23 protein-coding genes, 1 tRNA gene and 1 pseudogene are annotated in these 26,995 nt (G+C 51.9%); 14 read left to right on the forward strand and 11 right to left on the reverse strand.

Features of this window, described 5'->3' with window-relative positions:
• Positions 1-3: 3 nt before the first annotated feature.
• Both FGI04_RS15920 and zur read left to right on the forward strand, forming a co-directional pair.
• The gene (locus tag FGI04_RS15920) at positions 4-711 is read left to right on the forward strand and encodes a pirin family protein (protein WP_342698731.1); all 708 of its coding nucleotides are present in this window, start codon (positions 4-6) and stop codon (positions 709-711) included.
• A gap of 135 nt (positions 712-846) precedes the next feature.
• Positions 847-1,356 (forward strand): zinc uptake transcriptional repressor Zur, encoded by a 510-nt coding sequence (zur, locus tag FGI04_RS15925; protein ID WP_016943161.1) that lies wholly within the window; start codon positions 847-849, stop codon positions 1,354-1,356.
• Between the two features lie 224 nt (positions 1,357-1,580).
• Here the strand turns inward: zur and lexA are convergent, their stop codons facing one another.
• A complete protein-coding gene (gene lexA, locus FGI04_RS15930; protein ID WP_012883286.1) occupies positions 1,581-2,192 on the reverse strand; it encodes a transcriptional repressor LexA in 612 nt (203 codons plus the stop codon).
• 109 nt (positions 2,193-2,301) lie between these two features.
• A complete protein-coding gene (locus FGI04_RS15935; RefSeq protein WP_342698732.1) occupies positions 2,302-2,667 on the reverse strand; it encodes a diacylglycerol kinase in 366 nt (121 codons plus the stop codon).
• A gap of 128 nt (positions 2,668-2,795) precedes the next feature.
• On the opposite strand from FGI04_RS15935, the gene plsB reads away from it, so the two are divergent.
• Positions 2,796-5,285, forward strand: a complete 2,490-nt coding sequence (gene plsB, locus FGI04_RS15940) for a glycerol-3-phosphate 1-O-acyltransferase PlsB (RefSeq protein ID WP_342698733.1) — start codon at positions 2,796-2,798, stop codon at positions 5,283-5,285.
• A 192-nt stretch (positions 5,286-5,477) separates the two neighbouring features.
• Here plsB and ubiA read toward each other — a convergent pair whose 3' ends face one another.
• From ubiA to FGI04_RS15965, 5 genes and pseudogenes are all read right to left on the reverse strand, one after another.
• Entirely contained in the window at positions 5,478-6,362 is an 885-nt protein-coding gene (gene ubiA / locus FGI04_RS15945; RefSeq protein WP_407336972.1) for a 4-hydroxybenzoate octaprenyltransferase, read from the reverse strand.
• Positions 6,363-6,878, reverse strand: a complete 516-nt coding sequence (ubiC, locus tag FGI04_RS15950) for a chorismate lyase (protein WP_342698735.1) — start codon at positions 6,876-6,878, stop codon at positions 6,363-6,365.
• A gap of 340 nt (positions 6,879-7,218) precedes the next feature.
• Positions 7,219-8,865 (reverse strand): chaperonin GroEL, encoded by a 1,647-nt coding sequence (gene groL, locus FGI04_RS15955; RefSeq protein WP_168364891.1) that lies wholly within the window; start codon positions 8,863-8,865, stop codon positions 7,219-7,221.
• 52 nt (positions 8,866-8,917) lie between these two features.
• Positions 8,918-9,211, reverse strand: a complete 294-nt coding sequence (locus FGI04_RS15960) for a co-chaperone GroES (RefSeq protein WP_013316258.1) — start codon at positions 9,209-9,211, stop codon at positions 8,918-8,920.
• Between the two features lie 205 nt (positions 9,212-9,416).
• Positions 9,417-9,948, reverse strand: a pseudogene (locus FGI04_RS15965) (FxsA family protein).
• Between the two features lie 445 nt (positions 9,949-10,393).
• Here FGI04_RS15965 and aspA point away from each other — a divergent pair.
• From aspA to FGI04_RS16000, 7 genes are all read left to right on the forward strand, one after another.
• Positions 10,394-11,833 (forward strand): aspartate ammonia-lyase, encoded by a 1,440-nt coding sequence (gene aspA / locus FGI04_RS15970; protein ID WP_342698737.1) that lies wholly within the window; start codon positions 10,394-10,396, stop codon positions 11,831-11,833.
• 173 nt (positions 11,834-12,006) lie between these two features.
• Positions 12,007-13,308, forward strand: a complete 1,302-nt coding sequence (locus FGI04_RS15975) for an anaerobic C4-dicarboxylate transporter (protein WP_210176074.1) — start codon at positions 12,007-12,009, stop codon at positions 13,306-13,308.
• Between the two features lie 243 nt (positions 13,309-13,551).
• Positions 13,552-13,857, forward strand: coding sequence for a divalent cation tolerance protein CutA (gene cutA, locus FGI04_RS15980; RefSeq protein ID WP_407274715.1), 306 nt, complete (start codon positions 13,552-13,554; stop codon positions 13,855-13,857).
• Positions 13,833-15,581 (forward strand): protein-disulfide reductase DsbD, encoded by a 1,749-nt coding sequence (locus tag FGI04_RS15985; protein WP_407340072.1) that lies wholly within the window; start codon positions 13,833-13,835, stop codon positions 15,579-15,581. Before cutA ends, FGI04_RS15985 begins: the two co-directional genes overlap by 25 nt.
• Before the next feature lie 92 nt (positions 15,582-15,673).
• Positions 15,674-16,249 carry a division control transcriptional repressor DicD gene (dicD, locus tag FGI04_RS15990; protein ID WP_342698742.1) on the forward strand — a complete coding sequence of 192 codons (576 nt, stop codon included), beginning with the start codon at positions 15,674-15,676 and terminating at the stop codon, positions 16,247-16,249.
• 161 nt (positions 16,250-16,410) lie between these two features.
• Positions 16,411-16,486, forward strand: a tRNA-Phe gene (locus FGI04_RS15995).
• A 161-nt stretch (positions 16,487-16,647) separates the two neighbouring features.
• Positions 16,648-17,910 carry a tyrosine-type recombinase/integrase gene (locus tag FGI04_RS16000; protein ID WP_407336973.1) on the forward strand — a complete coding sequence of 421 codons (1,263 nt, stop codon included), beginning with the start codon at positions 16,648-16,650 and terminating at the stop codon, positions 17,908-17,910.
• Between the two features lie 152 nt (positions 17,911-18,062).
• Here FGI04_RS16000 and FGI04_RS16005 read toward each other — a convergent pair whose 3' ends face one another.
• Positions 18,063-18,251, reverse strand: a complete 189-nt coding sequence (locus tag FGI04_RS16005) for a hypothetical protein (RefSeq protein ID WP_033111580.1) — start codon at positions 18,249-18,251, stop codon at positions 18,063-18,065.
• 122 nt (positions 18,252-18,373) lie between these two features.
• Between FGI04_RS16005 and FGI04_RS16010 the strand changes: the two genes are divergently transcribed.
• The 4 genes from FGI04_RS16010 (at position 18,374) to ccdB (ending at position 20,954) form a co-directional block, all read left to right on the forward strand.
• The gene (locus FGI04_RS16010; protein ID WP_407336974.1) at positions 18,374-18,724 is read left to right on the forward strand and encodes a hypothetical protein; all 351 of its coding nucleotides are present in this window, start codon (positions 18,374-18,376) and stop codon (positions 18,722-18,724) included.
• Positions 18,725-19,625: 901 nt separating this feature from the next.
• On the forward strand, positions 19,626-20,369 hold the full coding sequence (gene mobC / locus FGI04_RS16015) for a MobC family replication-relaxation protein (RefSeq protein ID WP_100849040.1): 744 nt from the start codon (positions 19,626-19,628) through the stop codon (positions 20,367-20,369).
• 58 nt (positions 20,370-20,427) lie between these two features.
• Positions 20,428-20,646, forward strand: a complete 219-nt coding sequence (ccdA, locus tag FGI04_RS16020; protein WP_100849039.1) for a type II toxin-antitoxin system antitoxin CcdA — start codon at positions 20,428-20,430, stop codon at positions 20,644-20,646.
• Between the two features lie 2 nt (positions 20,647-20,648).
• Positions 20,649-20,954 (forward strand): type II toxin-antitoxin system toxin CcdB, encoded by a 306-nt coding sequence (ccdB, locus tag FGI04_RS16025; protein WP_015854715.1) that lies wholly within the window; start codon positions 20,649-20,651, stop codon positions 20,952-20,954.
• A gap of 126 nt (positions 20,955-21,080) precedes the next feature.
• On the opposite strand, the gene FGI04_RS16030 is transcribed toward ccdB, so the two are convergent.
• The 3 genes from FGI04_RS16030 to FGI04_RS16040 are packed head-to-tail and all read right to left on the reverse strand — an operon-like array spanning position 21,081 to position 26,965.
• Positions 21,081-22,340, reverse strand: a complete 1,260-nt coding sequence (locus FGI04_RS16030) for a GIY-YIG nuclease family protein (protein WP_100849038.1) — start codon at positions 22,338-22,340, stop codon at positions 21,081-21,083.
• 1 nt (position 22,341) lies between these two features.
• The gene (locus FGI04_RS16035; protein WP_407336975.1) at positions 22,342-24,351 is read right to left on the reverse strand and encodes a DEAD/DEAH box helicase; all 2,010 of its coding nucleotides are present in this window, start codon (positions 24,349-24,351) and stop codon (positions 22,342-22,344) included.
• Positions 24,344-26,965 carry a class I SAM-dependent DNA methyltransferase gene (locus FGI04_RS16040; RefSeq protein ID WP_407274672.1) on the reverse strand — a complete coding sequence of 874 codons (2,622 nt, stop codon included), beginning with the start codon at positions 26,963-26,965 and terminating at the stop codon, positions 24,344-24,346. The genes FGI04_RS16035 and FGI04_RS16040 overlap by 8 nt, the downstream gene beginning before the upstream one ends.
• Positions 26,966-26,995 lie beyond the last annotated feature (30 nt).

Below are 26,995 nucleotides of genomic sequence, written 5' to 3' on the forward strand. Positions count from 1 at the left end.
ACCATGATCATTAGCAGAGCAGCAGAACAATGCGGCAAGGCTGACTATGGCTGGTTGCAGGCGCGCTATACCTTTTCTTTCGGTCATTACTTTGATCCTGATCTGCTGGGCTTTGCCTCGCTGCGGGTGCTCAATCAGGAAGTACTGGCCCCCGGCGCCTCCTTTCAGCCACGCTCCTATCCCCGCGTGGATATCCTGAATATCATCTTGCAGGGTGAAGCAGAATATCGTGACAGCAACGGCAACCATACCCGGGCCAAAGCTGGCGAGGCCTTGTTGCTCGCCACGCAACCCAATATCAGCTATAGCGAGCACAATACTGGCAGTGAGACGCCACTGACCCGGCTACAGCTGTGGCTGGACGCTTGCCCTACCCGGGAAAACCAGTGTCTGCAACGGCTGCAGGTGGAAGAGCAGCAGCCTTATCAGTTGATTGCATCGCCAGATGAATCTGCCAATGCCCTCCATCTGCGTCAGCAGGTCTGGATCCACCATGTGAATCTGGCCGCCGGTGAACAACATCACCTGACACTGAACGGCAACCGGGCTTATCTGCAGTCGATTTACGGTACTCTGCATATTAATGGGAATAGCGCGCCGATACCGAGCGTATTGCGTTGTGGCGACGGTGCGTTTGTTCAGCAGGAAAAGAGTCTTATCGTTCGGGCAGAAACCGCCGCACGTGCATTACTGATAGACCTGGTGGTCTAAGTGCCTTCGGGCTCAGCAGACGAATCCCCCTAATGCGGGAGCCACCCAAGTAACCTCGATGTCGCTATCTCGGCGTTTTTGTCCAGTCATGATAATATGCCGGGATAATTTCACACTCGCTTCAGGGTTACTGCAATGGATTCAACCAATCCGGACAAACTTGTTGCCCAGGCTGAACAGCTTTGTCAGCAACGCAATGTACGTCTGACGCCTCAACGTCAGGAGGTGTTGCGTTTGATGGCCCTGCAGCCTGGTGCGATCAGCGCGTATGATCTGCTGGATCTGCTCCGTGTTTCCGAACCGCAGGCCAAACCCCCAACCGTCTATCGCGCACTGGATTTTTTGCTGGAACAAGGTTTTATCCATAAGGTGGAATCTACCAACAGTTATGTACTGTGCCATCATTTTGAGGAACACAGCCATACGTCGGCGCTGTTTATCTGCGATCGGTGCGGACAAGTGACAGAACGCCAGACGGAAGGGGTGGAAGAAACCCTGCACCAGCTAGCCAAACAGGCAGGTTTTGCCTTGCGTCACAGCGTGGTGGAAGCGCATGGTTTGTGTGGCGAATGCCAACAGGTTGAATCTTGCGAACATCGGGACAGTTGCCATCACGATCACAGCATCCCCGTGAAAAAACGCTGAACAGCGAAAACGATGAGGTGCCAAGTGTGAAGCGCTGCTTCACACTGCTTTATCCTGATTTCTCTTGAATCCATTGCTTCTCCTGAATTCATTTCTGAATTCATCGCCCTTCCCTGACGCAAACCGGAGATCAAACCGGGAAATAAAAGGTGCCCATCCAGACACACTGGACACCAGTATGGGCAATGCGCATCACCCATCAAGGGCGGACTGGAACAGGGGCGTCAGCTCCAGTCGCTGTTGCGGATAACACCCACCGCCAACCCTTCAATGGAGAAGTTTTGCTCACGCAAATCGACAACGATCGGTGAAAACTCTTTATTTTCTGCCAGCAACTGAACAATGTTGCCCTGCTTTTTCAAGCGTTTAACTGTCACTTCATCTTCAATGCGCGCGACAACAACCTGACCGTTACGCACATCCTGCGTTTTATGTACCGCCAGCAGGTCACCATCCAGAATTCCGATGTCTTTCATCGACATCCCACTCACCCGCAGCAGAAAATCAGCGCTGGGTTTAAACATTGCGGGATCAACCTGATAGTGACATTCGATATGCTGCTGAGCCAGCAGCGGTTCACCGGCGGCGACACGGCCAATTAACGGCAGACCTTGGTCTTCTTCTTCCATCAACAGGCGGATTCCACGAGAAGCGCCCGTCACAATTTCAATGACGCCTTTACGTGCGAGCGCCTTGAGGTGTTCTTCGGCTGCATTGGGCGAGCGGAAGCCCAACTGACTGGCAATTTCGGCCCGGGTGGGCGGCATACCGGTTTGTGAAATATGATCGCGAATCAGATCATAAACCTGCTGTTGTCTGGTAGTTAGCGCTTTCATTCCGCCCCCTGTTTGTTTATACAGTTTCGCTGTGAGTATATACAGGGAAAGTGCCTATGGGAACCGCGAGATTGCTATTGCACGGATTTTTCTGTGATTATGCAGAGCGTCACGCAAAACGGCTCCACAGTATCCCGCCCCACACGACTGCCGCCAACAGACAGGCGACGAATACCGCCGCCGAGCCGATGTCTTTGGCCCGGCCTGACAATTCGTGGTAATCCGTACCGACGCGATCCACCACCGCCTCAATCGCACTATTGACCAGCTCAAACAGTACGATCAACACGACTGCGCCGATCAACAGCAGTCGTTCCACCATGGAAACCGGCAACCAGCAGGCAATAATCACCGCGACCAGCGTAAGCAGGAGTTCCTGTCGAAACGCCGCCTCATGCTGCCATGCCTGTTTCAATCCTTGCAGCGAATAACCCGTCGCTTTGATGATGCGGGTCATTCCGGTTGCTTTGTTCATGCGTACTCCGCCTTTAATTTGTGGTTGGCCATGATTTTAACGCGCAGCCCTGGTTTCATCACCACAGATATCCTGTCTGGTTTCTGGTATCCTTGGCCCGAATTGCTAACAAGAGGCTTCTGGTTGTTATGTCAGGTTGGCGTATAATTTACTATAAACTACTGAATTTCCCGCTAAAATTACTGGTTAAAAGTAAGGTCATTCCACAGGATCCCGTTAATGAACAACGGTTGGATCCGGCGCGGCCCATTTTCTATGTCCTGCCTTACAACTCCAAGGCGGATTTGCTGACTCTGCGCACGAAATGTCTGGAGCAAGGCCTGCCCGATCCGCTGCAACCACTGCAGATCGATGGAAAAACCTTACCGAGCTACGTTTTCGTTAATGATGGCCCGCGTCTGTTCCGTTATTACGTGCCTAAACAGCAGTCGATAAAGCTGTTCCACGATTATCTGGATCTGCATCGCAACAATCCGCAACTCGATATACAGATGGTGCCGGTATCCGTCATGTTCGGTCGTTCGCCTGGCCGCGAAGGGCAGAGTCAGGGCACACCACATCTGCGCCTGTTGAACGGTATTGAAAAATTCTTCGCCGTGTTATGGCTGGGACGCGACAGCTTTGTACGTTTCTCCGTCCCCGTATCACTGCGTTACATGGCAACCGAGCACGGCACCGATAAGACTATCGCCCACAAGCTGGCACGCGTAGCACGGATGCACTTTTCTCGTCTGCGGCTGGCGGCAGTCGGCCCGCGTTTGCCGGTCCGCCAGGAGCTGTTCAATAAGTTGCTGTCTTCCCGCGCTATCGCCAAAGCGATTGACGATGAAGCGCGGGTGAAAAAGATTTCGCATGACAAAGCCCAACAAAACGCCATCACGCTGCTGGAAGAGATTGCTGCCGACTTCTCCTATGAAGCCGTGCGGTTATCAGACCGTGTACTGAGCTGGACCTGGAACCGCTTGTACCAGGGCATCAACGTGCATAATGCCGAACGGGTGCGTCAGCTGGCACAAGACGGGCACGAAATCGTCTATGTCCCCTGCCACCGCAGCCACATGGACTATCTGCTGCTCTCCTACGTTTTGTACCATCAGGGCCTGGTGCCGCCGCATATCGCTGCCGGCATCAACCTTAACTTCTGGCCGGCTGGCCCCATTTTCCGTCGTCTCGGCGCGTTCTTCATCCGCCGCACGTTCAAGGGCAACAAACTCTATTCCACGCTGTTTCGCGAGTATCTGGGTGAGTTGTTCACCCGGGGTTATTCGGTGGAATACTTTGTCGAAGGCGGCCGTTCCCGTACTGGTCGTTTGCTGGAGCCCAAGACCGGCACACTAGCCATGACCATTCAGGCGATGCTGCGCGGTGGAACTCGCCCGATCACATTAGTGCCGATTTACATCGGCTATGAGCATGTGATGGAGGTGGGCACCTACGCGAAAGAGCTGCGCGGCGCGACCAAAGAGAAAGAGGGTTTCCTGCAAATGGTGCGCGGGTTACGCAAACTGCGCAACCTCGGTCAAGGATACGTGAACATCGGCGAACCGCTGTCGTTGACCACGTACCTCAACCACCACGTACCACAGTGGCGTGATGCCATCGATCCTATCGATCCGCAACGACCAGCCTGGCTGACGCCAACCGTGCAGGATATCGCCGATAACATCATGGTGCGTATCAACAATGCCGCGGCGGCCAACGCAATGAACCTGTGTTGTACTGCGCTGCTCGCCTCCCGCCAGCGGGCGTTAACCCGTGAGCAGATGGAAGAGCAACTGGAGTGTTACCTGCAACTGCTGCGTAATGTCCCTTACAATCAGGATGCCACCGTGCCGAATCGAACCGCTGCCGAGCTGTTGGATCACGCACTGGGTATGGATAAGTTCGAAGTGGAGAAGGATAACGTCGGCGATATTATCATCCTGCCGCGCGAGCAGGCGGTGTTGATGACGTACTATCGCAATAACATCCAGCATATGCTGGTACTGCCGTCGTTAGTTGCCAGCATCGTGATGCACTGCCGCCGTATTACAACCGCCGAGCTGCTGCGCCAGATAACACTGATTTATCCGCTGCTACAGGCTGAATTGTTCCTGTATTACGAGAAAACCGCACTGGCGGACGTACTGAATGATCTGGTCGCCGAGCTGGCGAATCAGCAACTGATTCAGACCCGAGATGATGTGCTGGAACTGAACCCTGCACGAATCCGTACGTTGCAATTGCTGGCCGCCGGTGTGCGTGAAACGCTGCAGCGTTATGCCATTACGCTGGCGTTGCTGAACGCCAACCCGTCCATCAGCCGTGGTGCGCTGGAGAAAGAAAGCCGCAGTATGGCGCAGCGTCTGTCTGTATTGCATGGTATTAATGCGCCAGAGTTTTTCGACAAGGCGGTCTTCTCAACGCTGGTCAACACATTGCGTAACGAAGGGTACGTCAGCGATACGGGTGAAGCCGTGCTGGAACATGTGCAGGCAATTTACGCCATACTGGGTGAACTGCTCACGCCAGAAGTCAAACTCACCATTGAAAGTGCCAGCCTGGCGCAGGAAAGCAGCGAAAGCGAACCCGCTGTGAGTCTGGCTGAAAAGGAAAAAGAAAAGGAAGACGTCGAGTAACGATGAAGCCCTGCGCAGACGCGCAGGGCTGTTTTACCACTCAATAACCGCCCTGTTGCGATAAAACAGCCAGCCACAAAACTATTTTTCTTTTATAAAACTATCTTGCTTTTATAAAACAACCTTTCTTTTATAAAACCATCTTTCTTTTACAAAACAATCTGCTACAAACAGCTTACTACAGAAAACCGGCTACAAACCAAACAGGATGCCGAAAAACAGCACCATGCCGACATAATTGTTATTGTTGAATGCCCGGAAGCAGTCATCACGTTCACGCCCGGCAATCAGCCGTTGCTGATAAGCGAACAAGGCAGCAGCCACCAGCACCGACCAGTAGAAAATCTGGCTCAACCCCATCATCCTTCCTAGTGCCAGCATCGCCACCAGCGTCATCAGTTGCAGTACGCCGATAATCAAGGTGTCATGACGGCCAAACAAGATGGCGGTGGATTTTATCCCAATCTTGAGATCATCGTCGCGATCTACCATCGCGTATTCGGTGTCATACGCGATGGTCCAGCAAATGTAGGCAAAAAACATCAGCCAACAGGCGGCAGGCAAGGATTCGCTAACGGCGGCATACGCCATCGGGATAGACCAGCCAAACGCGGCTCCTAAAACCAGTTGTGGCAGATGGCTAACGCGTTTCATGAATGGATACACCCACGCCAGCGCCAGCGCGGCAACCGATAACCAGATAGTCAGCGGGTTCATGGTCAGTACCAAACCAAACGCCAGCAATACCAGAACAACAAACAGCACCTTGGCAGATTGTTCACTCACTAACCCGGCGGGTAACGGTCGTGCGGCGGTACGTTTGACGTGCCCATCGAAATGGCGATCGGCGTAGTCATTAATCACACACCCTGCGGCACGCATCAAAAATACCCCTGCCACAAACACCAGTAACGTCCAGAGCGTCGGTGCGCCACGTCCTGCCAGCCATAATGCCCACAGTGTTGGCCATAACAGCAATAACGTGCCAATCGGCTTATTAATACGCATCAAACGGAAATACGCACCCCAGCGTCCTGACGTTAACAATCTTTCCAACGCCTGATTCTCCTTTTGCATTCAGCCCTGATGGGCGTCGGGGAAATAAACGGGGGCATCCGGCAAAAATAGCTCGGTAATCAGCAACGGATTGCCCGACAAAAGCAAACGCGCACGCCGCACCCACAGCGCGCCACATCGACCAGTTTGAATCACATCGCGCGGCGGTGGCCCTTGCAGGAACAAATAACGCCCCAGTGGCGTATTGCCAATCTGCGTCAGGTCAATATCAGCCTCTTCCAGCGTCTGCTCCGGTATCACAGTGCGGCCGAATAACCAGGGCTTGCCGTCACCTGACAGCGTAACCTCACGTAGCCAATAGCGCTCACTCAACGGCAACAACGCCGCTTCACCCGCCACCTCTGGCGACGAGACAAACTGCTCCTGCCCGACTTGTACCGTCAGGCGTAAGCAATGCCGTTCAAGACGGCGCGTCATAGACTCGTGGTAAACCAGCCAGTCCATCACCGACGCAGGTAATTCTTCAGGCGCGCACCACTCAACCGAGTGCAGGCTAGCCAACGCCTCATCAGACATCTCTTCCATTCCACCCGGTGTTTAATAAATAAAACGCGCTTATTGTAACGCAGAAGCTCATTGTAGCGAAGAAGCGTGCGCTGATAACAGGTTCCGAACCCCGCGTTAACGATTTGAGCGATTTTCACACAAGATAGCTATCCAGCTCACAGCCTGTTGCAAATGCATGGTGCGGCGTCACGCATCAGATACGTTGTAAATAGATGCGCTGTAAAGACGTCACGGGCGAGCGCAACACACCAGAGCGCTGGCACCATAAAAAAAACTACCCGGCGAAAGCCGGGTAGTTTCTTGTGCGACGGGTATCGTAGCGAAGATATCGCTACGACGGCGCGGCTGATTACATCATGCCACCCATACCACCCATGCCGCCCATGCCACCAGCAGCACCTAAATCAGGCGCATCGCCTTTCGGCAGCTCGGTCACCATACATTCGGTGGTGATCATCAGGCCCGCTACGGAAGCCGCGTACTGCAGAGCAGAACGGGTTACCTTGGTCGGATCCAGAATACCCATGTCGATCATGTTGCCATACTGCTCGGTTGCCGCGTTGTAACCGTAGTTACCTTCACCCGCTTTCACGTTGTTAGCAACCACAGACGGCTCTTCACCGGCGTTGGAAACGATCTGACGCAGCGGCGCTTCCATGGAGCGCAGTGCAACACGGATACCCACGTTCTGGTCTTCGTTGTCGCCAGTCAGTTTGCTGATAGAGGCCGCTACGCGCACCAGCGCCACGCCACCACCGGCAACCACGCCTTCTTCAACGGCAGCACGGGTCGCGTGCAGCGCATCTTCAACGCGGGCTTTCTTCTCTTTCATTTCAACTTCGGTCGCAGCACCGACTTTGATAACCGCAACACCGCCAGCCAGTTTAGCTACGCGCTCCTGCAGTTTTTCACGATCGTAGTCGGAAGTCGCTTCTTCGATCTGCTGGCGAATCTGGGTAACACGACCCTGAATTGCCGCTTCGTCGCCCACGCCATCGATGATGGTGGTGGTGTCTTTGTTGATAACCACACGTTTAGCCTGGCCCAGATCTTCCAGCGTCGCTTTTTCCAGCTCCAGACCGATTTCTTCAGAAATCACAGTACCGGCAGTCAGGGTAGCGATGTCCTGCAGCATAGCTTTACGACGGTCACCGAAGCCCGGCGCTTTCACCGCAGCAACTTTCACGATACCGCGCATGGTGTTAACCACCAGCGTTGCCAGCGCTTCGCCTTCTACGTCTTCAGCGATGATCAGCAACGGTTTGCCAGCTTTGGCAACAGCTTCCAGCACCGGCAGCATTTCGCGGATGTTGGAGATTTTTTTGTCAGCCAGCAGGATGAATGGGCTTTCCAGCTCAACAGAACCAGTTTCCGGTTTGTTGATGAAGTACGGAGACAGGTAGCCGCGATCGAACTGCATACCTTCAACCACGTCCAGCTCGTCTTGCAGACCAGAGCCTTCTTCTACGGTGATCACGCCTTCTTTACCTACCTTTTCCATGGCTTCAGCGATCAGCTTGCCCACGGTTTCGTCGGAGTTGGCGGAGATGGTACCTACCTGAGCGATAGCTTTGGTATCAGCGCAAGGAACGGACAGTTTTTTCAGTTCTTCTACAGCAGCGATAACCGCTTTGTCGATACCGCGTTTCAGATCCATCGGGTTCATGCCCGCAGCAACGGCTTTCAGACCTTCGTTAACGATAGCCTGAGCCAGTACTGTCGCGGTGGTGGTGCCGTCGCCTGCTGCATCGTTAGCTTTAGAGGCAACTTCTTTCACCATCTGAGCGCCCATGTTTTCGAACTTGTCTTCCAGTTCGATTTCACGCGCAACGGACACGCCGTCTTTGGTGATGGTCGGCGAGCCGAAGGATTTGTCCAGTACTACGTTACGGCCTTTCGGGCCCAGTGTAACTTTTACTGCATCAGCCAGCACATTAACGCCACGCAACATTTTTACTCGAGCGTCATTACCGAATTTTACGTCTTTAGCTGCCATTGGTAGTTTCCCTTGAATTCGTTTCGTTCAGTTCACAGATGATTACGTAAGATTAGGCTTCAACAATCGCCAGAATGTCGCTTTCAGACATGATCAACACCTCTTCGTTGTCGATCTTCTCAGTCTTCACGCCATAGCCATCATTGAAAATGACGATATCGCCTACTTTCACGTCCAGCGGTTTCACTTCACCGTTTTCCAGGATGCGGCCATGGCCAACAGCCAGGACTTCACCACGGGTGGATTTACCCGCTGCAGAACCGGTCAGAACGATGCCGCCAGCAGATTTTGACTCAACTTCTTTGCGCTTGACGATTACGCGGTCATGCAATGGACGAATTTTCATTGATAGCTCTCCTTTGAGAAAGTCCATATCAGCTTAGGTTAAATGCCGGATGTATCTGACATCCGGCCTTGTGGTGAACTAAGTGGGGACGTTTCACGACGCTTCAAGGGAGGAAAGAAATTTTTTTTGCATTAAATGAAATTTTTCTGCCAAACCCCGGCGACAAACGCGCCCGACGCCAGTCAACGCCCCACAGGGGCCAGATTTAGCGATGCGAGGAACCACCGGGTGGGTTGCCGTTGTGGTGATTATCGTTGTTATGGTCGTTGTGATGATCGTTGTCGGATTGATCCAGCCGCTCATGCTCATCTTTACGCTGAAACTCACCTTCAAACACATTGCCCTGACCACCTCGGCTATTCGGCCCGGGACGCCCCCCCCCAGACTTGCAGGTGCGGCATCAGTTTAAGCGTCAGGTGTTTTTGTATCGGCGGCAGCAACAGCAACAACCCGAGAAAATCGGTGAAAAATCCCGGCACCACCAGCAGGAAACCGGCCAGGATCAACGACACGCTCTTAACCAGCTCGGCCGCCGGACTTTCTCCCGCCTGCAAACGCTGCTGCATCAGCATAATGTTCTTCACTCCCTGGTTGCGCACCATGGAGATCCCAATGCAGGACGTCATCACGACCAACAGCAGCGTGACCGCAACGCCCAGCACATCGGCCACCCGAATAAAGATGGAGACTTCGATGTAAACGAACAGAAAAATCAGTAAAAGCGGTAACCAGCGCACCCAAAGCTCCTGTGGTTAATAGCTAACTCATTGATAAAAATGTTTACTCAACATCACGCGGTGATACAGAAGACCTCGCGCTGTCATCATGATCAGGTATGAAGATACGACCAGTCGGCATGGTACAGTACCTTATACTCGTACACGCCATTTACCCATTATTGGCGGGCGCTGATCAAGGAGATGGTAGTGCAGTCGCCCTTTTTCAACCACGATGATGAGGTATCTACCTATTTCTGTACGAGGTCATGACCCTCATCACAGATCATGCTCCAGGAGAGAAATGACTGCCCATATGTGATCCGGGCAACGGAAATACTGTTAACCAACAGAATATCATAATAGCAACAGCAAGCATGGTGGTTAAACATTCTGCTGCTGTACTCCACGGTAAGACGATACACCCTATAAATTCTAATCGACAGAAGTATAAGAGAAGGCTCTCATGTCAGATAACATTCGTATTGAAGAAGATCTGTTAGGTATCAGAGAAGTTCCGGCTGATGCGTACTACGGCGTCCATACACTGCGTGCTATAGAAAACTTCTATATCAGCAACCAGAAAATCAGTGACGTTCCGGAATTTGTACGCGGCATGGTGATGGTGAAAAAAGCCGCCGCCATGGCTAACCGTGAACTCCAAACCATACCGCGCAAGATTGCCGACACCATCATCAAAGCCTGTGACGAAGTGTTGGTCAACGGCAAATGTCTGGATCAATTCCCGGTCGATGTTTTCCAAGGTGGCGCGGGTACATCCGTCAACATGAACACCAACGAAGTGCTGGCCAACATCGGTCTGGAACTGATGGGCCACAAAAAGGGGGAATACCAGTACCTGAACCCCAATGACCACGTCAACAAATGCCAGTCTACCAACGATGCCTACCCTACCGGCTTCCGTATCGCGGTATACACCAGCATTTTGAAACTGGTCGAAGCGGTCACCGTACTGGGCGAAGGCTTTGAACAAAAAGCGAAAGCATTCGAAAACATCCTGAAAATGGGTCGTACCCAGTTGCAGGACGCCGTACCGATGACGCTGGGCCAGGAGTTCCACGCTTTCAACGTGCTGTTGAAAGAAGAGAACAAAAACCTGCTGCGCACCGCAGAACTGCTGCTGGAAGTGAACCTGGGCGCGACCGCTATCGGTACTCGTCTGAACACACCGGAAGGCTACCAGCAACTGGCTGTGCAGAAACTGGCCGAAGTCAGCAAACTGGCATGCGTACCAGCCGAAGACCTGATCGAAGCGACCTCTGACTGCGGTGCTTACGTCATGGTACACGGCGCGCTAAAACGCCTGGCGGTGAAACTGTCCAAGATCTGTAACGACCTGCGTCTGCTCTCTTCAGGTCCGCGTGCCGGTCTGAACGAAATCAACCTGCCGGAACTGCAGGCGGGCTCGTCCATTATGCCAGCCAAGGTCAACCCGGTTGTGCCGGAAGTCGTCAATCAGGTGTGCTTCAAAGTGATTGGCAACGACACCTGCGTCACCATGGCAGCCGAAGCCGGTCAGTTGCAGTTGAACGTGATGGAACCCGTAATCGGTCAGGCTATGTTCGAATCTACCCAGATTCTGACCAATGCCTGCTACAACCTGCTGGAAAAATGCGTCGAAGGCATCACCGCCAATAAAGACGTGTGCGAATCCTACGTGTTCAACTCTATCGGTATCGTCACCTACCTGAACCCGTTCATCGGTCACCACAACGGCGATATCGTCGGTAAGATTTGCGCCGAAACTGGTAAGAGCGTGCGTGAAGTGGTGCTGGAGCGCGGTCTGCTGACCGAAACTGAGCTGGATGACATCTTCTCTGTGCAGAACCTGATGCACCCGGCTTACAAAGCCAAACGCTACACCGAAGACCAAGACGCGTCCTAATTCCGCACCGTCTTCTCTGTAAGGCACGTCAGTCCATTAGGGCTGCGTGCCTTTGTTCTATCCACTCCTTTTTCCGCACCGCAAAGGGCCAACCTTTAGCTACAACCATAAGAAAAAGATATGGAAAGACGTTTTGCAATGTCACAGGCAACAAAATCAGAAGGAACATCAACATGCTTATTCTGGAACTATTTATAGTACTCCTCGCTATTTATCTGGGCGCCAGGCTCGGTGGCATCGGTATCGGTTTTGCCGGTGGGTTGGGCGTACTGGTTTTAACGCTAGGGCTTCACATTAAACCGGGTGCTATCCCGTTCGATGTCATCGAAATCATCATGGCGGTTATCGCCGCTATCGCTGCCATGCAGATAGCCGGTGGTATGGATTATCTGGTCAGTCTGGCGGAAAAACTGCTGCGCCGTCAGCCGCGTTACGTCACTTTTCTTGCTCCACTGGTGACCTATTTTATGACGCTGCTGGCCGGTACCGGTCACACCGCGTTCTCTACGCTGCCAGTTATCGCTGAAGTGGCAAAAGAACAAGGCATCCGCCCGTCTCGTCCGCTGTCGATAGCGGTCGTCGCGTCACAAATCGCGATCACGGCCTCACCTATCTCTGCGGCGGTGGTTTTCGTCGCAGGTCTGCTCGAACCGAAAGGCGTGAGCTATCTGGCACTGCTTGGCATCTGCATCCCCAGTACGCTGATTGCCATTCTGCTGACCGCTATCCTCACCAATTTCCTCGGCAAAGAACTGAAAGATGATGAGATCTACCAGGAACGTTTGCGTAAAGGCGAAGTCACACTGCGTGGTCAGGGCCATCAGGAACTGAAACCCGGTGCCAAACTCTCCGTTGGACTGTTTCTTATCGGTATTATCGCCGTGGTGTTATACGCTACCGCCATCAGCGACACGGTTGGGCTGATTCAAAACCCGGTGCTGCCGCGTAACGAAGCGATCGTCGTCTTTATGCTGACAATCGCCACGCTTATCTGCATCACCTGCCGCGTTGATACCGCGCAGATCCTCAGCGCCAGTACCTTTAAATCCGGTATGAGTGCTTGTGTGTGCGTCATGGGCGTAGCCTGGCTGGGCGACACATTCGTTAAAGCACACATCACCGATATTCAGAGCACAGCGGGCACACTGTTGCAGAGCCATCCGTGGATGCTGGCCGTCGTGCTGTTCTTCGCCGCGACGCTGCTCTATTCACAGGCGGCTACCGCCAAGGCGCTGATGCCAGCGGCACTGATGTTGGGTGTGAGCCCGGTAACTGCCATCGCCTCGTTCGCTGCCGTATCAGCACTGTTCGTCCTGCCTACCTACCCCACACTGTTGGCGGCGGTAGAAATGGATGACACCGGCTCTACCCGCATCGGTAAATATGTATTCAACCATGCGTTTTTGATCCCCGGTGTGGTGGCGATTTCGTTGTCGGTCGCCTTCGGCTTTATCGTGGGTAACATGGTGCTGTAACCCGCCTTCCTTTCGTAAAGTTTTTTCGGATCGGCGTGCTGGCGCCGATCCAACCTTACGCTTACCCACCTCACACGGTATAGTGTGTCCACCGTTACCGTTATCGAGGTCACGATGTCTGATTCCAGCGACAATCCGCTGTTAAACAGCGATCCGTTGTTAAACAGCAACTCGTTGTTAAATAATGAACAACGGTCAAATAGCGAAAAATCGTTAAATAACGAAGCGTTACCCAACAGTGCCGTGGTGGTATTGTGTACCGCCCCCGATGAGCACTGCGCCCGACAACTGGCCCAATCGGCGCTGCAAGCGCATCTGGCTGCCTGTGTCACCTTACTGCCCGGCGCAATCTCCCTCTACCATTGGGAAGGCAAACTGGAACAGCAGACGGAGATTCAACTGCTGCTTAAAAGCGACAGGGAACACCAGTCCGCCCTGCTGACTCACCTGAAACAACAGCATCCTTACCAGACACCAGAACTGCTGGTGCTGCCGGTCGAGGGTGGCGACAGCGACTATCTCTCATGGCTCAACGCATCCTTACGCTGACGCTCCTGTGCCTCAGCCTGTTTTTCAGCCCTCTGGCCCCGGCGCAAAACCCGTTCGGGCGCAGCGCCCAGTCTCAGTTTCTGGCGGTCGATCAGGCCTTCGCATTTGATTTTCAACAACATGGCGATCAACTGACCGTCAGTTGGCAGATTCATCCGGGCTACTACCTGTATCGTCAGCAAATCAAGCTGAATAGCACGCTTATCGCGCCACCGGGTGTGACGCTGCCACCGGGCGAATCACACCGTGACGAATTTTTTGGCGATGTTTCTATTTACCGCCAGTCGCTGACACTCAACGTCCCCCTGCGTAATGTGCCGTCCGGTGCGGCGTTGAGCATCACTTATCAGGGCTGTGCCGACGCAGGCTTCTGCTACCCGCCGGAAACCCGTTCTATACCGCTGAGTGCAACAAACGCCAGTTCTACAAACGCCAGTACGACAAACACCGACACGCCTGCAACGCCAGCCGCCATCGTGCCCCAGCCTGACGCTGCGCATACGCCGACGCTGCCGTTTTCGCCGTTGTGGGCGTTGTTGATTGGTATCGGCGTGGCGTTCACGCCTTGCGTATTGCCGATGTATCCGCTGATCTCCGGGTTGATTCTTGGTCGTCAGCAACGTTTATCGACCGGTCGCACACTGCTGCTGACGCTGGTGTATGTGCAGGGCATGGCATTGACCTACACCCTGCTCGGCCTGATCGTGGCCGCCGCTGGGCTGCGCTTTCAGGCTGCGTTGCAGCATCCTTATGTGTTGACAGGCTTATCGGTCATGTTCGCGGCACTGGCGCTATCCATGTTCGGCGTCTATAGCCTGCAGTTGCCGTCATCGTTGCAGACACGCCTGACGCTGTGGAGCAACCGCCAGCAAAGCGGCTCCGTTGTCGGGGTGTTCGCTATGGGTGCACTGGCCGGGCTGATTTGCTCGCCCTGCACCACCGCGCCGCTTAGCGCGCTACTGCTGTATATTGCGCAGAGTGGCAACCTGCTGGCCGGTGGCGGCTCACTGTATTTGTATGCACTGGGTATGGGTCTGCCACTGATCGCGATTACCCTGTTTGGCAACCGGTTATTGCCCAAACGCGGCCCCTGGATGAATCACGTCAAAGAGGGGTTTGGGTTTGTCATTCTGGCATTACCGGTCTTCCTGCTGGGAAGGGTGCTGGGCGATACCTGGGAGTGGCGACTGTGGGCGCTGCTCGGCGTGGCATTTTTCGGCTGGGCGTTTGCTCTGAGCCTGCGCAGTCATGCTGGTGTCATGCGCATGGTACAGATTCTGTTGTTACTGGGTGCGCTACTGGCAGCCCGGCCGTTACAGGATTGGTTCTTCGCACCGGTACAGGCAGAGCCAACCCACACCAGCCAGCTGAGTTTTACGCCGACCAATACGCTGGCGGAACTGACGAGCGCGCTGAATCACAACGATAAGCGTATCACCATGCTTGATCTCTATGCCGACTGGTGTATAGCCTGCAAAGAGTTCGAGAAATACACCTTCCGTGATGCGACAGTGCAGCAGTCACTGTTTACCCTGCAGCGGCTACAGGCGAACGTCACCGCCAACAACGAGGCACAGCGAGCGCTGCTGCAACATTTAAACGTACTGGGGCTGCCGACAATTCTGTTTTTTGATGCCAGCGGCCAGGAAATTCCCGGCTCACGCGTCACCGGCTTCATGGATGCCGCCGCCTTTGCCGCACATTTGCAAACGCTAAAACGCTAACCCGGACGATAGCGGGCCGTCGGCACTGGGCTTGAAAGATAGCGGGGATAAACCACACTGGTTAGTGACAGTGAACAAGCAGGAGAAGCATGATGCAACGCGAAGAAGTACTGGAACAGGCGCTGGCGTTACTGGAGCAGCGCGGATTCGCCGACACAACGCTGGAGATGCTGGCAGACCAATTGGGCGTTTCTCCCGCCGAACTCCTGCCCTTCTGGCCTGACCGCGAGGCGCTACTGTATGACAGCCTGCGTTACCACAGCCAGCAAATCAGTATCTGGCGCAAGCAGGTGCAGTTGGATGAACACCTCAGCCCCGAACAAAAACTGCTGGAGCGCTACCAACGTTTACAGGACGCCGTCAGCCAGCATCGTTTTCCCGGTTGTCTGTTTATTGCGGCCTGCAGTGCCTATCCTGACCCTCTCCACCCTATCCATCAGATTGCCGAGCAACAAAAGCAGGCCTCGTACCAGTACACCAAATCCCTGCTCGAAGAGCTGGAAACCGACGACACCGACATGGTGGCCTTACAGCTAGAACTGATTCTGGAAGGCTGCCTGAGCAAGTTACTGGTAAAACGCCAGTTATCCGATGTCACCGTGGCAAAACGGCTGGCAGAAGACGTACTGCGGGTCGCCATGTGTCGTAAACACGGTGCGCTGGCGTAATGTTTTCACGCCCGACGTCCTCTGAAAGCATGGCATTGCGCCGGATGTTGTTGTTTATTTACGCAAAAACCGCATAAACGCTGAAAAAGCAGCCAAACCGTCAAAAAGTGGGTGAATTCACGTTGACGCAGACGCCTGAATCCGGTTTAATGCGCCCCGTTGCCCGGATAGCTCAGTCGGTAGAGCAGGGGATTGAAAATCCCCGTGTCCTTGGTTCGATTCCGAGTCCGGGCACCACCTTTCCTTTTTTATGCCTCCTTATCAATCCCTGTATTGTTGCGATTCAATAAGTTGGCGTGAAAATCTTTTCCGATGCGTTTTGATTTATCCCTTCGTATCGGGGAATTTGTGGGTCAGATTGCGGGTCATTCAGTTCGATGAACGGGAGTGACCCTCACATGTTAACTGACAGCAAAGTCCGATCCGCGAAACCCCTCGCAAAATCTTATAAGCTCACAGACTCGCAAGGCCTGTACCTCACGGTATCACCCAGCGGCGCTAAGCTATGGTATTTCCGCTATCGCTTCGGCGGTAAAGAAAACCGTCTGGCCTTTGGACCCTACCCTCAAACTACACTGGCAGAAGCCCGCGAAAAGCGCGATGCAGCGCGTAAGCTATTGGCGTCCGGCATCAGCCCTTCTCAGCTTCGCAAGGCGAACAACCCCGCCGTTGATGAATCCCGCACCTTTCAGTATGTCGCTCAGGCGTGGCACACCAGCAGCCTTAAACTCTGGTCGGACGCGCACGCCGATAAAATTCTTATCTGCCTGAAACGCTACGTTTTCCCCGCCATTGGTGCGATGGATATCGCAAAGGTTGAAACCCGCCATCTGGCGCAGTTGGTTAAGGCGATTGACGATAAAGGCGTGCATGACGTCGCCGGACGGGTGCGCCAGCATCTGACCAAAATCATGCGCCACGCCGTCCAGCAGGGCGTCATCAAATACAATCCGGCTTACGATTTGGATGGTGTCGTGACCCCGGTTGTGACCCAACATCACCCCGCTCTGCCGCTGAAACGCCTGCCTGAAATGCTGGCGAAGATAGAGAGCTACAAAGGCCGGATGCTCACCCGTCTGGCGCTGGAGCTGAATCTGCATGTTTTTCTGCGCTCCAGCGAACTGCGTTTTGCCCGCTGGGATGAATTCAACCTCAAAGCGCATATCTGGAGCGTGCCCGCCCAGCGCGAAGCGGTAGACGGCGTGCGGTTCTCAGAGCGTGGCGCCAAGATGAAGGATGAACATCTGGTGCCGCTGTCACGGCAGGCGGTCGCTCTGCTGAAACAGATTCAGGCGCTTTCCGGCGAATCGGTCTTCGTTTTCCCGGGCGCACATACCCTGAACAAGCCGATGAGTGAAAACACCATCAACAAGGCGCTGCGCGTGATTGGCTATGACACCAAAACCGAAATATGCGGCCATGGCTTCAGAACCATGGCCTGTAGCGCGCTGAACGAGTCCGGGCGCTGGTCAAAAGACGCTATTGAGCGGCAGATGAGCCACAAAGAGCGCAACGGCGTGCGGGCGGCTTATGTGCATAAAGCGGAGCATCTGGAAGCCAGAATCGAGATGATGCAGTGGTGGTCAGATTATTTGGATGTAAACCGCGAAGGCTACGTCGCACCGTATATTTATGCGCGGAGCTACCGGGGAGAAGAGTGATATTGCGGCTAACGCGCTGCGCTTGTTGGCTCCTGACGGGCTTTCTATGTGATAGAAAACCCGTCAGGAGCGTTGTCGTAAAACCATCCAGGCATTCTGCCAAACGTTTCTTACACGTTAGGATTTGCGACATTGACGGCCCCGAATCACCGTTAACCTTTGGGTTCGATGCCTCGGGTCTGGAGTTCTTTGCGCAGAATACGCTTTATCCATGTAGCCAATGTCTTGTCGCCATCTTTGTGGGCTTGTTCTTCCAATTGCGCCCGAAACTCGTGGGACAGTCGAATCTGATACTGGTCTGTTTTTGATTTTTCACTTGACATTGTAATTACAAACTCCATAGCATGGTCTTGTTGTAATTACACCGCAATTACACGGTATTTTGCAACGATAAAGAGCGAAGCCCGGTAGTGCTAGGAACACTCGCCGGGCTTCTGACCACAACATTAAGGAGACTAATGCTATGGCTGACACCGATAGTAACACGGGCCCGTCTTACCAATCACTGCCGGATTGCGAGAGCCTGTATTCCGCCATGAATGCCGCGCTGGCGCGTCTGGATTTTTCAAACATGGACGATGACGAACTCTCGCAGGTGGCAGAGTATTGCGCCGAAACCAGCGCCGGGCTGTGTCATTGCCTGAATTTTATTGGCGATGCGCTGATTACCTTTGCCGATAATGACGTGTGCGAATCCACGCCGGAAAGTTTATGCCAGTTGGGGCATGGGCTAAATGCCATCAGCCTACTCATCCCGGCGCTTAACGATATGCACAGACGCGCACACGCACCGACCCGCCCGATAAACCTCTGAACCCGCGCCTGATTAAAGCTCTGCCGTGAGTGACTCACGGTCAGGGCTTTTTTGCTGCCATAACTGAATCCCCCTAATTCTTGATATGCGATATTGAGTTGTTTGCAGGCCTCCTCCCCTTTTCCCGATAGCCTTTTCTACCGGCTGATTTCAGTAGGGAGAAGACATGCCCGCAGGTTTTATTTTCGCAACACTGACAGCGCTCAACAGGCCATCCAGGCACGACGCAGGACGCGACGGGTTTAGGCGGGTGGATGCCTGCGCCCCGCGGGCATTCACCCGTGGTGTGAGGCGAGTAAATTCAATTTCGCAGAAATTGCTAATTTGCGTCGCCCGAACCCACCGGCGAGCGTTTCCCCCAAGGGAAACCGAGCAGGCCGGGGGGAGCCGAATAAATTTTGCCGCCCCAGCGAGCAAAAAGACGCGCCCACGCGTCGGTTTATTTGGGGGGCGACAGCCCCGCACACCGTCGCCGCTAAGTCTCCGGCCACCAGCCGGTAGCGAGGCGCGACTACCCACTTTGAAGGCGTTTTCCCATTTTTTCGCTGACCGGCACGGGCAAAAGAAAAAGTGGGCGAAAAACGGCGTCTCAAAGGGGGTAGTCGCGCGTAGCGCGCGACGGTGTGCCGCCGTTGACCCTGGGGGTTTTGGCGTGGCGTCCAGCCGCGACATTACCCCCATGTGCCAGGCAATAAGGGCGTCCAGCCCGCATGAACTGGCGCACGCCATTTTGTGCCGGGAAATGTATTTTCTGGCACATGGCTGCAAAGCAGCCACCTCTTTATCCCCACAAGATCGCCTCATGACGTCGACTCATGCCAGTACCCCAAGGTATGCGCCCATGTAATGAGGCGATAAAGCCGAAAAAGCGAACACCCCAGTAAAATGCGAAGGAGGAACCATGCTGATTTCTGATTACCATGAACGCCGGGCGCGTAGTCACGAAAAAATGCGACTTCTGCTCACCTTTCTGAAAGAAGAAACCTACAGCGATTTTAAAACCCTGATGCTGCTTTTTGATTATAAAAATCACAAGCCGCTTTATCTGTTGCTGGCAAAAGCCATCGACATGGGATTGATCCAAAAGCATGAAATAAACACCAGAATGGTGAAAACCTCTCTGTGGGGGATCACCAATGACGGATTATCCGTTGTTGCCACACCCCATGAGGATGGTTTTCCTGCACGGTTTGAGCCCTCGAAAGTCACTGGCTGGACGCTGATGCAGCGCCTTGATCGTCAGCTAGCACGGCTCCTTCTTGAGAAGAAAGGCGCTTATGGGTGGATCAGCGGCGCTGATTCAACATTCCGCAGCCGCTATGAGGTATATCATCGCCCGGCCGGAGTGATAACGTTACCAGACGGAACCGTCATCGCCGTTGAGACTGAGCGCCATCTGAAAACCAAGGCCCGTTATCAGGCAATTATCACCCAACATTTGATAACTCGAACTCAAAAACGTTGGATGTACGTCTTCTATATCGTGCCCGATCCACAGATAAAGCGAGCTATTGAGCGGATGTTCAATAGCGTGAAATACGCCATCGTCAGCCATCAGCGTATCCCGCTGGAAGCGAAGCACCGCAATGTTTTTCGGGTTTATACGGTTGATGAGTTGAGGGGTTTGGATTTGAATCTTGGCTAATTGCTGAACAACCACACGAAGTATATACTCACAGTATGCATAAGAGAGGAGCATTATCATGAAACACCGCGTCAGCGTTACCGTGGACAAAGACAATTATCAGGTTCTGAGTGCTGCCGGAGTCAATATTTCCGGGCTAGTGAATGATGCCATTGGCAAAGAAGCCCGCCGCATCAAAGCTGAAGCGTGGAGAAAGGAAAACCGCGAAGGGATGGAGGAAGTCGCCCGACTCATCGCACAGCATGGCTCCTTTGCGGATGAAAACAGGAACTGGTGATCATGCAATTCATTGTTTATGAATACAAACGCGCCAGTCATTACAAAATGTTTGTCGATGTGCAAAGTGATATTGTCGAGACTCCCAAGCGGCGTATGGCTATCCCGCTTATCGAATCGCACCACCTGTCTGAGAAAGTGAATAAAACGCTGTTCCCGCTGATTCGCATCGATGGGGAAGATTATCGGCTGATGACCACTGAGCTATCGAGCGTTCCTGTTGAGGTCATTGGTGAAGTTATCGCGGATCTTGGCGGCTACGCAGATGAGATCAAGGATGCTATTAATCTTATGTTTTGGGGGATATGAGAGGGGGTTCATTGTGCTTGCATCAAGTCTTATGCATAGCGTCTCTTAAGCTGAGTACAATCAGTATGTCGGAAGAGCTCTAAAAGTGAATGCCTCAGCTTATTGGTATACTTACAGGCCATAGCCTTATAACCCAGGGTGTTTCGCAACAATTTTCCCAGTCGTATTATCCAGTCGGTATTGCGAAATAGTTCCGTCCACAATGTGCTGGATAACGGCCTGAACTGTAGCCAATGGGACATTAAACCACTCTCTTGGAGTATAGATCTGACCGTTATGGCTCTTGAGCGTAATGTTGAGCCGACGGGCAGCGAGGAAACCATGTACCAATGCCTCTAATTTTTGGGCATTGAGGTTAAAACACTGACTGGTAGCCACAATCCTGACAGGTGCTTCAAGGAAAGTACGATCTTTCTCGGCATGCTCAATGCGCTGCTCCACAGTTGTTTCAGTAAAACCAATTTTGTAAAGACTTTGTTTATAAGGAATAAGCGCTGGGTCTGTACTTGTGGTCGCGAGCACATAAACCAAGCCGGTCGGCACCGCAGTATCTGATGGTTGCAACGTCTTGCCATTGAGTTGCACCTTGCGCCCTTCTTTATCCCTCACCAAACCATGAGTTAAGGATTGATAGAGCATGTTCATTTCGGTGCCATTCTCAAATATCAGTCGCAATCGGGCGTTGTAAGTACGGTACTGACCCAGACGTTCACCAGCACTATGGACATATCCCAGTAACCCATTAAGAATAAAAAAATCGCCTTCAACAATTTTCAATTTATGGGTAAAACGCTCAAGACTAAAAACCCCATTTTTTAAGCCTTGATGCAGGCTATAAAACAAGGGTTCGAAACGCTGGAAGTCTTGACACGGCTGGCGCTGAGCAATGTCATCTGGCTGCTCTTTTTTATCAGCAGAAACATACTGTAAGCTGAAGATATCAGGTTCTGCAAAATTTAATAAACCGTCCTCATCGTCGGCAAAAATATCCTCTAAAGAAGTCACCAGTTCTGATTTGTTGGCATAGGATAATGGTGTTGGTTCAGCGGCTAGTGGGGTTCTACCATTTTCAATATGATTTGAAGCCAGAAGCCCCCGGCAATCCAGCGTTTGCAACGAAGCACATATGTTGGGATTTTCTTTAATGATGCGCAATCGTCTTGCCAGGCGTTTTTCATCAAGAGAAGCGGTGCTGTTTTCAGTTGGCATACGGCCATGCCGATCGTAAAACGCGGCAATTTCAGCAAACTGATTGCCAGCCAAATCGACAGGACTCGCCTTGTGCTTCAGAGGGTGAACATTCAATAAACAGAGATCATCTTCTTCACTGAGGATCTCATCTAATGTTGATTTGGCCGCTAATCGCGTTGTCGATAACCGGATCATTTTACTGCTCCTGATTAGCCAACTTCTGTTGCTTCATTTTGCGGATAAAGGCGAGCGCTTCGGCATAACGCTTCTCAATCGAATCACTGGCATTCAGCGACGGCTCTCTCTGTTGTTCTCGGGTGAACTGCTTGATCTTAGGCCAAAGTATAATTGCTTCTTCTTCGGAGACCTGCGATCGGCTGGCACTTACCGCTTCCTGGATGGTTTTCAGCATAGGCGCAGTTACCGATTTAGAGAGAATTTCATAAGCACCATGGAACGGATTAACCGCATCTATCAGGTCTATATCCAGATTATCAATACAGATGAACTTTTCACCCATCTTCAGGAACTGCTTACCTGCGACACTGTTTACTGACTCTTCTTCAGCGCCATTCGCCATATCCACATTGGCATCCTGCGGCAGGTCTTCCCAATCAACCACGCCCCCTTTCTGAGTGATCAACATACTTTGTAATACTCCTATGCGTACCTGTTCCTGCTCTTCGTCGGTCAAATCTGGGTAAAGCGTCTGAATCACAGCAGGCAAAGCCACTTGAGTGAAAGTTTCGGGGGGTGTGGTTTCACTAATTGTCTCTTTGACCAACTGTTCGTTAGCCATCAGAGTCGCCATAATTTCGTTCTTGTCGCTGTTCAGAATATCCAACACTTTCGGGGATACCGGTGAGGTTGCGGAATCATCTACGAGCAGAGTATTAGGTGGCAGTGGCTGACCGTCCCATTGAGAACGAGGCTTAAACTGGATGTTGGGGGCGAGGATCTGCTCCATCAATAACGATGTGGTGATCGCCTTAAGCATATTGTTGACCGATGCCCTCACATCATCATCCTGTGCATCGGGTTGAGCGATGAGATTGGTAAACTGAGCATGCGGTTTTCCCGTACAATCTCGGGTCGCACGGCCAATAATCTGCACAATTTCTGTCAGAGAGCTGCGATAGCCAATCGTCAACACATGCTCACAGTAAGGCCAGTCAAACCCTTCTTTCGCCATGCCTAAGGCGATAATGATGTCCATGTCATCCGCCGCTTTGATATTACGTAAATATGCCTGGATTTTGGATCGTTCGTTAGGATTATCATCAACCAGATTGGCTAATTTGAGCTCACAGCCATTTTTTCCCGCAATATAATAAACCCCAGTCAGAAGATCGCGTTTTATCACGCTGCCAATCACATCAAGGATAGCATCAACCTCTCCATATTTATCTTTGGTCGATTCACCGGAATTAACATTCGGGATATGAATAATCGTTTTTTTGCTGGTATCGAGTACCGTGGGCAATGCATCAATATAACGCCCCTGATAAAAATGATAACCAATACCCAGAGATTTAAGATATTGATAGCCATTCAGCTGCTCGTAATAGGTGTATGTCACCTTAGTGAACAGCGCTTCATCCTCAGGCAACAGGATCGGCACGGTATCGCCTCGGAAATATGATCCGGTCATGGCAACGATATGCGCACTCGATTTTTTTATGAGCTCATCAATAAGATTACCAAGCCGATTATCACCATCGGCAGAAACATGGTGAAACTCATCAATAGCCACCAGGCAATTATCGAAATCTGTTACCACTAATTTATCAAAGGCAAAACGCAAGGTCGCATGAGTACATATCAGAATACGTTCGTTGCCATGCATAAAGCGTTGGAAAGCCTGAACCTTACCCGCTTCCCCACCATCCACACACAGATTGTTCTCGGATGTAACACGCCAGTCAGCAAAAAAACCTTGTTCGGTTAAATTGGTCTCCTGAAAAGAGCCACCGATAGACTTTTCTGGGACGGCGACAATCACTTTTCGCACGCTCTGATTTTCCAGTTTATCCAGCCCCAGAAACATTAATGCACGCGATTTCCCCGAAGCTGGAGGAGCCTTGATCAACAAATACTGGCTGTTGCGTTCAGCAAAAGCTCGGGCCTGCATTTCACGCATTCCCATCGAATTAAGGCCGGAACTCCGCCCCGTCTGACCATACTCAACATGCAATAAATTATTCATTATGGTTTCCTGCGTTGGCCGATGTTCTGCTCTTTCTTGGTTTAGCCTGAGTTACTGTCAGTTTCTGCGTCAGTGCTTCATAACGTGCCAGCAGGCAGCTTAAGCGGTCCGCTGCATCTTTGAATGGGCGCTCACGATAAAGTCGATCCACCGCGGTATCGAGAGCCTGATGGGCAGTTAACAGCTTTGATGGCATCTTGTCGGGATCATAGAGTTCAGCCAGCGTATGGCCGGGAAACTCTTCTCGGATTAAAATCACGTCTTCGGCAAGTACCTCGATTTCTTTGCGTTGTATTGCGGCCACTTCAGGCCAGGGAAAAGGGTTGTAAACTACCGATGCAGAATAGCGATAGTCACTTTTCAACCTGCCAGCTACCAGCCTCATCCAGTCGTTATGCATTGACGAAGAAAGTATTGCGAATTCGTATAACGTGCCGTCAGGGATAATATAATTTGCGTTTGTTGAAATTACTTCTGCATTAAAAAAACCAAGAGGAACATAAATACGGCGTTCAGAAGAAACACTTGGAACAAGAATGTAACTTCCTGATGCTGGATGTCTGTTTTCGTCAAACAGATGCGGGCTATTCGATTTTTTTCTTGTGCCAGATTTGGAGCTTTTAAGACGGGCATTTTTAACAGCAAGAACCCTTTTTCCGACTAATGGCATTGATTCTAAATCAGCAACACTCGCCTCAACCAACCATAAGCACCAACGTTCTTTTCCATTAAAAAACTCATCGGCACCTAATACCTTTTTGAGCCAGCGTTCAGCTTGCGGTTCTTGTTTGAGTAATTCATCACGTTCAAAACGATCTAACAGTAGATAACCACCATCAGTCGGTTTATTTCCAAAAAGTAATGGAGGTACACCTTTTATTAACGGGGAGTTTCGTGGAATAATTGCCAGTCGGCTTCCTTCTACTAAGTATGGGCTGATATTGTCGACCATTTTGCAATGCCATTCGCCTTGTACGTATTGATAAAGTCTGCTCTTTTCTGATCTCGCTGAAAGCCCAATAATGATTACATGTACCGCCGCTTTATCACGGGCATTATTTGCCCATGGAAATGTTGGGTATGCAAAATGGATATTTAGCTCGAGGGAAAAAATTGGCGGCCACAGTGTCGCAACCTGCTCTCCCTGACAAATGGAATTGGTTGCTACCAGAGCCAGCTCAGCACGTGAATGTTGAATGTATTGCGCCCCTTTCCAGAACCAGCAAGCAACAAAATCTAAGGTTCCTAACGCTTTAAAGTCGCTAAATACAGCCTGCATATCAGCACGTTGCTCATCTGAACGTCCCAGTGTTCCTAAAAAGGGTGGGTTACCGATTACATACACTTCGTCATCAGCTTGCTTAGGACAGACTTGATACCAGTCAAGACGCAAGCTATTACCACTATGAATATTTCCACTTTCACGTAACGGCAATGCCGGTGGCGCGAAACCAAACGCCTTTTCCCACTGACTATTCACCTGGTGCTCCGCCAGCCAGAGGGATAATCGAGCAATCTGGCAGGCGAAATCATCAATCTCAATGCCGTAAAACTGTGACAGATGAAGACCGCTCATTGAAAATGTTTGAGGTTCCAGCTCACGCAGAGCCTCAATCACTTCAATTTCCAGATTGCGTAACGCTTTGTAGGCCACAATCAGGAAATTACCGGATCCACATGCAGGATCGAATACTTTGATCTTGCCGAGTCGCACCAGTAACGCTTTAAGCCCCTTGGCATTGCTACGTTGTTTATCCAGTTCAACGCGTAACGGATCAAGAAACAGGGGCTGAATCACCTTCATGATATTGCGATATGAAGTGTAGTGCTGCCCTAAGCGGCTGCGCTGTTCCACATCAATCACAGCCTGGAACATGCTGCCGAAAATGTCTGGGTTAATCTCACTCCAGTTCATGGTTCCGCATTCGAGTAAGATCTTGCGCCCCTTTTTGCGCAGTTCGGGAACCGGTTCATCGCTGGCAAACAATCCACCATTTACATACGGAAATGCTGCAAGATGGGCGGGTAGCCTTTGCCGCTGCGGGCTGTCAGGCTTCTCATCTAACACACCAAATAACTGATAAAGAAATGAATCCAGATCGCTGCCATCTTCTTCGGTAAAACTTTTGACAGCAGACGTGAACTGGGCGAGGGCAAAAATACCGGTGTCTTCGGCAAAAAGGCAAAATAACAAACGAGTCAGGAAGACGTTAAGGGCATGAATATCTTCCGACTTACTGAGGTCATTGTGGACTCGGATGAGGTCAAACAATCTCCCCATCTTCTCGGCGGCCTTCACATCAGCAGGGTTTTCACTGCTGATAATGGCTTTCTCAAGGCCCACTAACGGCAAAAAGAAACCATAGTTGCTATGTAACTCGTCCATTTCAATGTCGAGCCGCTCTTTACTTGCGGTATCCCAAGCCAGAAAGCGAGTAAAATCAGTGATCAGCACGAAGCGGATCTTATTTTTAGCTATCGCTGGGTCATCAATGCACTGATTTAGCAGAGTCTCAAGCTCTTCTCCTTCCGCAGCAGACTGAAACCAGAGTTTATTCTTGATACCGACCTGGCCAGGCTCTTTAGCGATGTTACGGCTACTGCCCTGGCGCACCTGTGTAATCGTTGGTTTACCTACAAGCGG

Origin of the sequence: Dickeya ananatis (assembly GCF_019464615.1) — a bacterium.
GTDB lineage: Bacteria > Pseudomonadota > Gammaproteobacteria > Enterobacterales > Enterobacteriaceae > Dickeya > Dickeya oryzae.

What these genes read in the sequence shown, in the direction of transcription:
- FGI04_RS15985 (WP_407340072.1), top strand. Translation starts at nt 13,833, where the DNA reads ATGGCTCAACGCATCCTTACGCTGACGCTCCTGTGCCTCAGCCTGTTT.
- ubiA (WP_407336972.1), bottom strand. Translation starts at nt 6,362, where the DNA reads ATGCAAAAGGAGAATCAGGCGTTGGAAAGATTGTTAACGTCAGGACGC.
- groL (WP_168364891.1), bottom strand. Translation starts at nt 8,865, where the DNA reads ATGGCAGCTAAAGACGTAAAATTCGGTAATGACGCTCGAGTAAAAATG.
- aspA (WP_342698737.1), top strand. Translation starts at nt 10,394, where the DNA reads ATGTCAGATAACATTCGTATTGAAGAAGATCTGTTAGGTATCAGAGAA.
- FGI04_RS15935 (WP_342698732.1), bottom strand. Translation starts at nt 2,667, where the DNA reads ATGAACAAAGCAACCGGAATGACCCGCATCATCAAAGCGACGGGTTAT.
- FGI04_RS15920 (WP_342698731.1), top strand. Translation starts at nt 4, where the DNA reads ATGATCATTAGCAGAGCAGCAGAACAATGCGGCAAGGCTGACTATGGC.
- FGI04_RS16035 (WP_407336975.1), bottom strand. Translation starts at nt 24,351, where the DNA reads ATGAATAATTTATTGCATGTTGAGTATGGTCAGACGGGGCGGAGTTCC.
- ubiC (WP_342698735.1), bottom strand. Translation starts at nt 6,878, where the DNA reads ATGTCTGATGAGGCGTTGGCTAGCCTGCACTCGGTTGAGTGGTGCGCG.
- FGI04_RS15960 (WP_013316258.1), bottom strand. Translation starts at nt 9,211, where the DNA reads ATGAAAATTCGTCCATTGCATGACCGCGTAATCGTCAAGCGCAAAGAA.
- ccdB (WP_015854715.1), top strand. Translation starts at nt 20,649, where the DNA reads ATGCAATTCATTGTTTATGAATACAAACGCGCCAGTCATTACAAAATG.
- plsB (WP_342698733.1), top strand. Translation starts at nt 2,796, where the DNA reads ATGTCAGGTTGGCGTATAATTTACTATAAACTACTGAATTTCCCGCTA.
- zur (WP_016943161.1), top strand. Translation starts at nt 847, where the DNA reads ATGGATTCAACCAATCCGGACAAACTTGTTGCCCAGGCTGAACAGCTT.
- FGI04_RS16000 (WP_407336973.1), top strand. Translation starts at nt 16,648, where the DNA reads ATGTTAACTGACAGCAAAGTCCGATCCGCGAAACCCCTCGCAAAATCT.
- mobC (WP_100849040.1), top strand. Translation starts at nt 19,626, where the DNA reads ATGCTGATTTCTGATTACCATGAACGCCGGGCGCGTAGTCACGAAAAA.
- FGI04_RS15975 (WP_210176074.1), top strand. Translation starts at nt 12,007, where the DNA reads ATGCTTATTCTGGAACTATTTATAGTACTCCTCGCTATTTATCTGGGC.
- FGI04_RS16010 (WP_407336974.1), top strand. Translation starts at nt 18,374, where the DNA reads ATGGCTGACACCGATAGTAACACGGGCCCGTCTTACCAATCACTGCCG.
- ccdA (WP_100849039.1), top strand. Translation starts at nt 20,428, where the DNA reads ATGAAACACCGCGTCAGCGTTACCGTGGACAAAGACAATTATCAGGTT.
- lexA (WP_012883286.1), bottom strand. Translation starts at nt 2,192, where the DNA reads ATGAAAGCGCTAACTACCAGACAACAGCAGGTTTATGATCTGATTCGC.
- FGI04_RS16030 (WP_100849038.1), bottom strand. Translation starts at nt 22,340, where the DNA reads ATGATCCGGTTATCGACAACGCGATTAGCGGCCAAATCAACATTAGAT.
- FGI04_RS16005 (WP_033111580.1), bottom strand. Translation starts at nt 18,251, where the DNA reads ATGGAGTTTGTAATTACAATGTCAAGTGAAAAATCAAAAACAGACCAG.
- dicD (WP_342698742.1), top strand. Translation starts at nt 15,674, where the DNA reads ATGCAACGCGAAGAAGTACTGGAACAGGCGCTGGCGTTACTGGAGCAG.